Source organism: Megasphaera sp. NM10 (genome assembly GCF_000417505.1).
GTDB lineage: Bacteria > Bacillota > Negativicutes > Veillonellales > Megasphaeraceae > Megasphaera > Megasphaera intestinihominis.
Genome location: NZ_APHY01000141.1, coordinates 1 through 1,229 on the forward strand (window position 1 = coordinate 1; position 1,229 = coordinate 1,229).

Below are 1,229 nucleotides of genomic sequence, written 5' to 3' on the forward strand. Positions count from 1 at the left end.
TTTATAGACGATACGGGTCATGGTTTCCCCATCCTTSSCATTGAGGCCCGGCGTACCCGGTTTCGTCCAGATATCCGTCATACCGTCTTTGCCGTTCAGGCCGATATGGCCTTCGGCTCCATTGACGCCATCTTTGCCGTCGATGCCTTTGATGGTGACGCCATCGTTCCCGTCTTTACCTTTGATAGAGATACCATCCTTGCCGTCAATGCCGACACCAGATTTACCATCCTGGCCGTTGACGCCGATATGGCCATCCTGGCCGTCTTTGCCGCCAACGCTCAGCTTATCGCTCAGTTTCAGGTCATACGTCTTCTGCCCATTGTCGTCCTTGACTTTCAGTTTCAGGTTTTCACCGGCATAGTCTGCTGTCCCGGCAGCGGTCCCGCCTTCTACGGTCACTTCGGTATGCTTGCCAGCCAGCGTCTTGACCGTATTCAGCTGGCTGCCATTGACGGCATCCGTCGACGTAGCACTGATTTCACCAGCAGCCACATTCGTGATCTTGTTGCCGCCGTTATCAAGTCCTGCATTGGTCAGGCTGACATTCTTCGTCGTATCAGCGGCCGAATTCTTGATAGTCACACCACCATTGTCGATGGTCGTATTGCCCATCGTGACAGAGCCATTGTTACCCAGATTGAGGTCCTTGTTCAGTTTGACCAGCAGCTGACCGTTTTCGCCGTCCTGGCTCGAGACGACACCGATGTTGCCATCCGTGAGGTCGGTTTCTTTCTTGGCATTGCCTTTGACATTGACCTGCTTGTCCAGTTTGACTGCCGAGGCGTTGCCAAAGTCACCACCGAATTTCAGTCCATCATCGAGGGTAGCGGCTTCATGTTCCTGGCCGCTCGGGTCTTTATAGACGATACGGGTCATGGTTTCCCCATCCTTGCCATTGAGGCCCGGCGTACCCGGTTTCGTCCAGATATCCGTCATACCGTCTTTGCCGTTCAGGCCGATATGGCCTTCGGCTCCATTGACGCCATCTTTGCCGTCGATGCCTTTGATGGTGACGCCATCGTTCCCGTCTTTACCTTTGATGGAGATACCATCCTTGCCGTCAATGCCGACACCAGATTTACCATCCTGGCCGTTGACGCCGATATGGCCATCCTGGCCGTCTTTGCCGCCAACGCTCAGCTTATCGCTCAGTTTCAGGTCATACGTCTTCTCGCCATTGTCGTCCTTGACTTTCAGTTTCAGGTTTTCACCTAGCATAGTCTGCT

1 pseudogene is annotated in these 1,229 nt (G+C 53.8%); it reads right to left on the bottom strand.

Annotation, left to right across the window (positions count from 1 at the left end):
* Window positions 1-1,229, bottom strand: a pseudogene (locus NM10_RS12755) (hypothetical protein); the annotation flags it as partial.